The sequence below is a fragment of the Duganella sp. GW821-FHT07F09 genome, assembly GCF_059418705.1.
Map to the genome: position 1 here is coordinate 1 of NZ_JBWKQJ010000033.1, position 8,476 is coordinate 8,476.

At 62.5% G+C, this 8,476-nt stretch carries 7 protein-coding genes; 3 read left to right on the top strand and 4 right to left on the bottom strand.

Annotated features, from left to right (window positions below; all coding sequences use genetic code 11):
* Positions 1 to 216: 216 nt before the first annotated feature.
* Positions 217 to 1,503, bottom strand: coding sequence for an FAD-dependent oxidoreductase (locus AC07P1_RS33595; RefSeq protein WP_494699932.1), 1,287 nt, complete (start codon positions 1,501 to 1,503; stop codon positions 217 to 219).
* Positions 1,504 to 1,623: 120 nt separating this feature from the next.
* Here AC07P1_RS33595 and AC07P1_RS33600 point away from each other — a divergent pair, with 120 nt between their 5' ends.
* Positions 1,624 to 1,911, top strand: coding sequence for a hypothetical protein (locus tag AC07P1_RS33600; RefSeq protein WP_494699933.1), 288 nt, complete (start codon positions 1,624 to 1,626; stop codon positions 1,909 to 1,911).
* A 144-nt stretch (positions 1,912 to 2,055) separates the two neighbouring features.
* Here AC07P1_RS33600 and AC07P1_RS33605 read toward each other — a convergent pair whose 3' ends face one another.
* Positions 2,056 to 4,185, bottom strand: coding sequence for a TonB-dependent receptor family protein (locus tag AC07P1_RS33605; protein WP_494699934.1), 2,130 nt, complete (start codon positions 4,183 to 4,185; stop codon positions 2,056 to 2,058).
* Between the two features lie 204 nt (positions 4,186 to 4,389).
* Here AC07P1_RS33605 and adh point away from each other — a divergent pair, with 204 nt between their 5' ends.
* Together adh and AC07P1_RS33615 are read left to right on the top strand one after the other, a co-directional pair.
* On the top strand, positions 4,390 to 5,910 hold the full coding sequence (adh, locus tag AC07P1_RS33610; protein WP_494699935.1) for an aldehyde dehydrogenase: 1,521 nt from the start codon (positions 4,390 to 4,392) through the stop codon (positions 5,908 to 5,910).
* 2 nt (positions 5,911 to 5,912) lie between these two features.
* Complete coding sequence (locus AC07P1_RS33615) at positions 5,913 to 6,284, top strand: DUF779 domain-containing protein (protein ID WP_494699936.1); 372 nt, start codon at positions 5,913 to 5,915, stop codon at positions 6,282 to 6,284.
* 2 nt (positions 6,285 to 6,286) lie between these two features.
* Here AC07P1_RS33615 and AC07P1_RS33620 read toward each other — a convergent pair whose 3' ends face one another.
* Together AC07P1_RS33620 and AC07P1_RS33625 are read right to left on the bottom strand one after the other, a co-directional pair.
* Positions 6,287 to 8,209 (bottom strand): sigma-54-dependent Fis family transcriptional regulator, encoded by a 1,923-nt coding sequence (locus AC07P1_RS33620; protein WP_494699937.1) that lies wholly within the window; start codon positions 8,207 to 8,209, stop codon positions 6,287 to 6,289.
* A gap of 73 nt (positions 8,210 to 8,282) precedes the next feature.
* On the bottom strand, positions 8,283 to 8,476 hold a 194-nt coding region (locus AC07P1_RS33625; protein WP_494699938.1), incomplete at its 5' end, for a hypothetical protein.

Genomic DNA, 8,476 nt, shown 5'->3' on the forward strand with positions numbered 1-8,476 from the left:
CCAGTGTGAAAGTAGGTTATCGTCAGGCTAGTTATAAGAAGAAGCCCACCAGGTGATCCTGGTGGGCTTTTTTGCGTCTGCGGCCCGTGTCCTAAAAATACATCTGGAGACACGTAGGGCGGATTAGGCGGAACGCCGTAATCCGCCATTCCATGAGCCGTCGAAACGCATACATGGCGGATTACGCTTCGCTAATCCGCCCTACGTGTCTCCCCGTCACGCAACCAGATTTGCCCCCAAGCGTTTGCCGAGACAAAGCAGCGTCAACGTCGGCGGCAATCCCCAAGGCCCGGGAATCACCGACGCATCACAAACAAACAAATTCCGCGTCGTGGTCTGCAAATTACCGTCCACCATATCGCCTATGCGCAAACTCCCGCCAGGATGCGCCGCGAAATGCCAACTCTTAAAAATCCTCCTCGCCCCCGCTGCCCGTAGAATCTCGCGTGCGATGCCAACCCCTGTCGCGAACTTCGCGCGATCCCCGGCAGTGAGCGTCTTATCCACCCAGCGCGGCCCGACGCCCCCACCGATGTCGTCCCGGATCTTCACCATCAATGTCAGCGTTCGCGCATGCGACATTAACCGATCAAGCCGCCCGACCTGCGCCGCGAACGCTTGATACATCGGCTTGGGCAAGGTCATATCCGCCAGCGCAATCCCTTCCTCATGCAAATACATCCCGGCTGCCATCGGCACCTCGGCACCGCCGTCGATATCATCCACCACACCCATGACCGCGATCACCGGATCGCTGAAGAAAGCACTGCTCTCCGCGTGCAGACCAGAGCGATGCAGTAGCCGCGGACTGCCGATACCGCCCCCGGCCAACACCACGTTCGCGCCAAACGCCTCGTGCATTTCACCATCCCGCCGATAGCGCACGCCGGTGGCACGGCCGTTCTCCACAATCACTTGCTCCACTTTCGCCTGGTCGACCAGGACCGCGCCAAGCTGAACGGCTTCATCGATGAAATCGCGCGCGGTCCACTTGGCGCCGAACGGGCAACCGTAGACGCAACGCCAGCAACCGGTGCGGCACGATTGCGGGCGGATTAGTTTGTCCAGCTTGCGCCACCCCAGCTTGCGCGCCAAGGCGCCTTGCTGGATGCGCTTCGCCATCGGCCCGATCAATTCGTCCGGCAACGGCGCCATCGGCAAATCCGCGCGCAGCGATTCCAGCGCCGGCGCCAAGTCGATGCCGTGGGCGGCGAACATAGCCAACGGTGGCGGCGCGGCGGTGGCGAAGTTGATGGTGGTGGTGCCGCCTGCGGCGATGCCGCTGACCAGCAGCGAAGCGTCCCGATGGATGAACGCGCCCTTGCCGGGCACGGCGGCGATACCCGCCATTTGTGATAGTGTCCCTTGCAGTGGCGCCGCGCTTCCCTGTTCCAGTATCAGTACGCGGAGTTTCCGGCGCGCCAGTTCGAGCGCGACGCTGGCGCCGCCCGGTCCGCTGCCGACAACGATCGCATCAAACGTTTGGGCGGCTTGCTGGTTCATGGGGATATTCCTATATGAGGCGTTCACCTTAGCGCATTTTGTGCCCGCTTGCGCAAACACAGAACCGGTTCGCGTCAGCGGGTCACTATCCTGATTACATCACCTTCCAGGAGCGTTGACATGAGCGACACCAGCGAGCACAGCCAAATGGCAGAAAAATTGACCGGACCGGTTTCAGCGATATTGGACAAACATCGCGCGACCATCATGCCCATGTTGGGCGGGAAATCGGGATCGATCACGCGCGAGGCGCTACGGAATGACGAGGCGGTGCGGAAGGTTGCGGGGTATTGTTATTTGATGTTGCCGGGATTGGTGAGGCTGGCGGTGAAGGAGCCGGTTTTTGTTGATTTTGTTTTGGATAATCGGGAGCGGTTGCTGGATCGGTTGGTTGAGCGGGCCGCGTAACACTTGTTTCGAGGAACCCCGTAGGGCGGATTAGCGCAGCGTAATCGGCCATGCATGAGCAGCCAATCGCGCATACATGGCCGATTACGGCGTTCCGCCTAATCCGCCCTACGTGTCTCTACCGTGTATTCAAGGTTGTGGTCGTTAGAACTGGTATTGCGCGCTTGCGCCTACCAGCCAGTTACGTTGTGGAGCGGCTTCGTAATAGCGCTTGTTCGTGTCGCCGACGATCACCGAGCCGACGTAGTTTTTATCCAGCAGATTATTCAGCCGCGCGAATTGCTTGAAGCGCCAGCCTCGCCACTGCTGCTTGGCGCTGACCCGCGCATTTAGAATGCCGTACCCGGATGCCGGCTGATCGACGTTCCCATCATCCGCATAGATCTTGCTGCTGGCGATCGCTTCCAGCGCGGCGCCATAGCGGTCGCCGCTATCCTTCCACGCCACTTCCGCATACGCGTTGGCATTCGGAACGCCGGGCAGGCGGCTACCCTCCAGCACCGCGCCGTAGCTTTGATCGTAGATCGCTCGCAAGCTGGTCAGCGCGACGCGCGTGCTCAGACCGTGGCGCCATGACGAGTCGAGCGACACTTCCAGCCCTTGCCGTAAGGTCTTGCTGGCGTTGCGATAGCTGGTGCGGCCGCCGCCGCTGCTGTCGACCACCACTTCATCGGTCGTGCGGACCTGGAATACCGAGGCGTTGATGCTGGTGCGCTCGTCCAGCTTGCTTTTGATGCCCGCTTCCAGATGCGTGCTCTTGGCCGGCTGCAGGCCGAAGTTGAAGCCGCCGCCGCTGCCCGAGTAGAACAGTTCGTTGAGCGTCGGCGTTTCGAAACCGCGCGCGGCGCTGGCATACACGTTGAGCACCGGCGACACGCGGTACAGCACGCCCAGCACCGGCGTGGTGTGGCTGTACTCCAGGCTGCCGCTGTCATTGCCATTGCTCAGGAAGCGGTCGTCCACGGAAATCTTCACGCTGCTGCGGCGCAGGCCCGCGCTCAGCATCCAGGGGCCGGATTGCCATTCGGTCTGCACATACGGATCGAGATTGGAGACCTTGTCCTGCTCGTCGCGGCGCAGCGCGCCCTTCACGCCCAACTGGGCGCCGACGAAGTTTTCATACCCCTGGCGGCCATCGGTGGAGCGGCCGTATTCGACGCCGACAGTCGTACTGAGCTTGCCGCCGGCCAGCTGGCTGACGTGCATCCAGCTCAGGTCGGTGCCGTAGAAGTCTCGATCAAAATTCACCACCCCGCCCGAGTGCGTCGGCGGTGCCTGGAAGCCACGCGAAAACGCTTGGTACTGGATCACTTCGCGATTGCCGCCGTAGGCCGTCACGCGCAGCCGGTCCTGGCCGAAGCGTTGCTCCCACGTGGCGCCGACCTGCGTGTGATCGATGCTCTTGCGGGTGTTGTAGCGGTCGGCCAGCGTGCGCTTTGGCACCTGGGTATCGGTGGCGTCGGTTTCGCCCGCGCGCGGGTCGCGCTGGTAGGTGGCCCAAGTCACACCCAACGGATCTTGGGTGTCGTCCTGGCGCAGCGCGTTGGCGACGATGGTCAGCTTGGCGTTGTCCATAGGCTCCACGGTCAGCTTGGCAAACGCCTGGTCGCGCGTGGCGGCGCTGTGCGCGCGGTAGCCGTCGGTCTCGAAGCGCGAAGCGTCGAGCACGTAACCGACACCGGCCTGCTTGCCCTGCGCGTTGACGTCGGCCTTGCGGGTGCCGTAGCTGCCGGCGGTGAGGCTGGTTTCGATGGTAGGAGAGCCCTCGCCGTCGCGCGTGAACATCTGGATCACGCCGCCCGAGTGGTTGCCGTAGATGGCGGAGAACGGGCCGCGCAATACTTCGATGCGTTCGGCCATGTCGAGATTGAAGGTGGCGGCCTGGCCCTGGCCGTCCGGCATGCTGGCGGGAATGCCGTCGGCGATCAACCGCACGCCGCGCACACCGAAGGTCGATCGCGCGCCGAAGCCGCGCGATGAGATCTGCAAGTCCTGGGCATAGTTCTGGCGGTTCTGCGCCACCAGGCCCGGCACCGCCGCCAGCGCCTCGGAGGCGTTCACCCGCGCCTGGGATTCATGGATGCGCGCGGCATCGACGACATCGATCGCGGCCGGCATGTCGAAGACGGTGTGGCCGACACGCGTGGCGCTGACGACGACGACCTCGACCGGCGCATCCGCGTTATCCGCGTTGTCGGCGGCGGTGGCCAGGCTGGAAGCGCCAAGCGCGAACAGCGCGGCGACGGCATTAAGTTGAATTGGGGAACGCTTCATGTTTTCTCCGGATGGGCAGCCTGCAATATACCCGTCCGACGCAAAAAGTGCGTCGCCGTTGCTCCAGCGGTGTGTCAAAACTGAACACTGTCACGCGCTGAGGCGCGGGAAGTCGCCTGCCATCCCCCTCAACGCGGCTGGCACGGTGTTTGCGAAAGAAAGGTGGTCACCAACACCACACAACCATAGTAGAAAGAGGACGACATGAATCTCGCAGACATCAGCAAACTGGGCGTAGCCAATCCATTCAAGCCACGGTACGACAACTACATCGGCGGCAAGTTCGTCGCGCCGGTCAAGGGCGAATACTTCGGCAACATCACGCCGATCACCGGCCAGGTGTTTTGCGAGGTGGCGCGCTCGACCGCTGAAGACATCGAACTCGCGCTGGACGCCGCGCACGCCGCCAAGGACGCGTGGGGCAAGACCTCGCAGACCGAGCGCGCCAACATCCTCAACAAGATCGCCGACCGCATGGAGGCGAACCTGGCGCTGATCGCCACCGCCGAGACCATCGACAACGGCAAGCCGATCCGCGAGACCACCGCCGCCGACATCCCGCTGGCGATCGACCACTTCCGTTACTTCGCCGGCTGCATCCGCGCGCAAGAGGGCTCGGTGGCGCAGATCGATTCGGAAACCTACGCCTATCACTTCCATGAGCCGCTCGGCGTGGTCGGCCAGATCATTCCGTGGAACTTCCCCATCCTGATGGCGGTGTGGAAGCTGGCGCCCGCGTTGGCGGCCGGCAATTGCGTGGTCCTCAAACCGGCCGAGCAGACGCCGGCGTCGATCATGGTGCTGCTGGAAATCATTGCCGATCTGTTGCCGCCGGGAGTGTTGAACGTGGTCAATGGATTTGGCCTGGAGGCGGGCAAGCCGCTGGCGTCGAATAAGCGCATCGCCAAGATCGCCTTCACCGGTGAAACCGGCACCGGCCGTCTGATCATGCAATACGCCGCGCAGAACCTCATCCCCGTGACCCTGGAGCTGGGCGGCAAATCGCCGAACATCTTCTTCGCCGACGTGATGGACGCCGACGACGCCTTCTTCGACAAGTGCCTGGAAGGCTTCGCCATGTTCGCGCTCAACCAGGGCGAGGTGTGCACCTGCCCTTCGCGCGTGCTGATCCAGGAATCGATCTACGAGAAATTCATCGAGCGCGCGCTGGCCCGCGTGGCCGCGATCAAGCAGGGCAACCCGTTGGACGCCTCCACCATGCTCGGCGCGCAGGCGTCGCAGGAGCAGCTGGAGAAAATCATGTCGTACATCGACATCGGCAAGCAGGAGGGCGCCGAGCTGCTGGCCGGAGGCGAGCGCAACGTGCAGGGCGGCGACATGAAGGATGGCTACTACGTGCGTCCAACCGTGTTCAAGGGCGACAACAAGATGCGCATCTTCCAGGAGGAGATTTTCGGGCCGGTGGTGTCGGTCACGACCTTCAAGGACGAGGCCGACGCGCTGCGCATCGCCAACGATACGCTGTACGGGCTGGGCGCGGGGCTGTGGACGCGTGACGGCTCGCGCGCCTTCCGTGTCGGCCGCGCGATTCAGGCCGGCCGTGTCTGGACCAATTGCTACCACCTGTATCCGGCGCACGCCGCGTTCGGTGGCTACAAGCAATCGGGTATCGGCCGCGAGAATCACAAGATGATGTTGGACCACTATCAGCAGACCAAGAACTTGCTGGTCAGCTATAGCCCCAACGCCCTGGGCTTCTTCTGACCATGAGCGGGGCCATCGCCCGTGTCACGGCCACGCCGGCGGCGCTCGAGCTGATCGCCGCGCTGCGCGGCCGGCACGGGCCGCTGATGTTTTTCCAGTCCGGCGGCTGCTGCGACGGCAGCACGCCGATGTGCTACCAGGCAGGCGAGTTCAACATCAGCGACACCGATGTGTTTCTAGGTGAATTGGATGGCGCGCCGTTCTACATGGGATGCGAGCAATTCGCCTACTGGGAACACACGCAGCTGATCATCGACGTCGTCGCCGGCAACGGCGGCATGTTCTCGCTCGACAACGGCACCGGCAAGCGCTTCCTGACACGCTCGCGCTTGTTCAGCGACGAGGAGGTGTCGTTGCTGAAGCAACAGGCGTAGCGCTATTTGAGGTTTGGCACTTTACGGTAAATCGTGTTGCGCGAGATGCCCAGGGCGCGCGCGGCGGCGGAGACATTGCCACCGTGCGCCGCCAGCGCTTTATTGATGGCGTGAATCTCCATTTCTTCCAGGTTGCCATCAACGCCGCCGTTGCTCTGCCGCCGCGCCTGTTCGCCATCATGCTCGACATCATCCAGAAAATCATCCGGCATATGCCGCAGACAGATCTCCGTCTCGTCGCCGGCCATGACCACCGCCGTGCGCAGCAGATTGGTCAACTGCCGGAAATTCCCGGGCCAGCGATGGCGGCGGAACAGCCGCAAGATTTCCTCGGAAACACGATAGCGGCCGCTTTCCGCCTCGGTCGAGAGGATCTTCTTGACCACGCTCTCCAGATCGGTCCGATCCCGCAGTGGCGGCAGCTTCACGACCAGCCCATTCAGCCGGTAATACAGGTCCTCGCGGAACAAACCTTTGGCGATGCGCTCGCGCAGATTATGATTGGTCGCGCAGATCAGTTCCACGTTCACCGGTATCGACTTGTCGCTGCCGAGCGGCGTCACCATGCGCTCTTGTAGCACCCGCAGTAGACGTGCCTGCAGGCTGTACGGCATGTCGCCGATCTCGTCGAGGAACAGCGTGCCGCCGTTGGCCTGCAGTATCTTGCCGACAGCGCCTTTCTTGCGCGCGCCGGTGAAGGCGCCGTCCTCATAGCCGAACAGTTCGGATTCGATCAGCGTCTCCGGGATCGACGCGCAGTTGACCGCGACGAAGGGACTCATCGCACGCGGCGAATCGTTATGGATCGCCTGGGCCAGCAACTCCTTGCCGGTGCCGGTCTCGCCCATGATCATGATGGGAATGTCGTGACCCAGCACGCGCGTAACCTTGTCGATTACCAATTCCAGTTGGGGATCGCCGGTGCGCAGGTAGCGCAGGCCGGACAGACGGCGTTTGGCCGCCGCGGCCTGGGTGGCGCTGGGCCGCTCGGTGCGTTGCGTTTTGTCGTGCGTCAGCGATTGCTGGAACACGCCGTTGCTCAGACGCAGCTGGGCGCGGCCGGCCACGCGCACGCCGCTGTGCATGCACAAATTCAGCAGGCCCGGCGAAGCGGTACGGTAGTGCTCGTACAGTGCCGACAGCGGCAGGCCGAACAGGGAACTGAAGGTATGCGATTGCAATTCCGCCGGTGAAAGGCCCAACTGAAACTGACCGTTGCGGTTGGCAGCAAGGAAGCGGCCGCCGGGGCTGAAGGAGGCTATCCCCTCCATCAACGTGCCGATGAACTCCGGGCGCGCGTGGAAGTGCAATGTGATCGAGTCTTCATAGGTGGCGGAGAACAGCTGGTTCTCGATCATCAGCGCGGACATGCGCACCAACGCCATGGTGTGCTTGTGGAAACTGCGCTGGTCGCCGGAAACATCGAGTACGCCGATGACGTTGCCCAAGTGGTCGGCGATCGGCGCGGCCGAGCAGGTGAGGAAATGATTGGCGGTCAGATAGTGCTGTTCCGCATGGACCAGCACCGGCGCCTGTTCCGCGATCGCGGTGCCGATGGCGTTGGTGCCCTTGCTTTGCTCGGACCAGGCGGCGCCGGGCTGTAGCGCGACGCGGTTGGCTTTCTCCAGAAAGTCGTCGTCGCCGAGGGAGTGGACGATCACGCCGTGCGCATCGGTCAGGATCACCATGTTGTGGGTGTTAACGATCTGCTGGTACAGCGTTTCCATCGCCGGCACCGCGTGTGTATGGAGCAGGCGGTTCTGTTCGAGCAGCAGCGAGAGGTCGACGGTGGGAACGCGGCTCAAGTCCGCGGCAGAGTCCGGACGCAGTCCGTACTGCCGGGATCGGCGGTGCGAGGTTTCGATAATCAGCGGCATGGTGTCTTCCCATGCCGTGCTCAGATGTGGCGCGGTGTGGCGTTCCATTTGTCTCGGTCTCCGATGGCTGTTGGCAGCTCTGGGCCTTAATGTAGCACCATCCAAGTGCACCGAGCAGCGTTCAGGGCGCTGGTGCAAAAATAAACCTTGTCAGTTCAATCCCGGCTTTGCTATAGTTCGCCCCCTCGCAGAACGGCACATGTAAATGTGCAGCGAAACGAGAAAAGAAGAAGTGGTCGAGGGGTTGACGAAATAAGCGAAACGCCTCATACTCTTTCTTCTGCGCTGACGAACAAAACGATTTGTCAAGCGTGC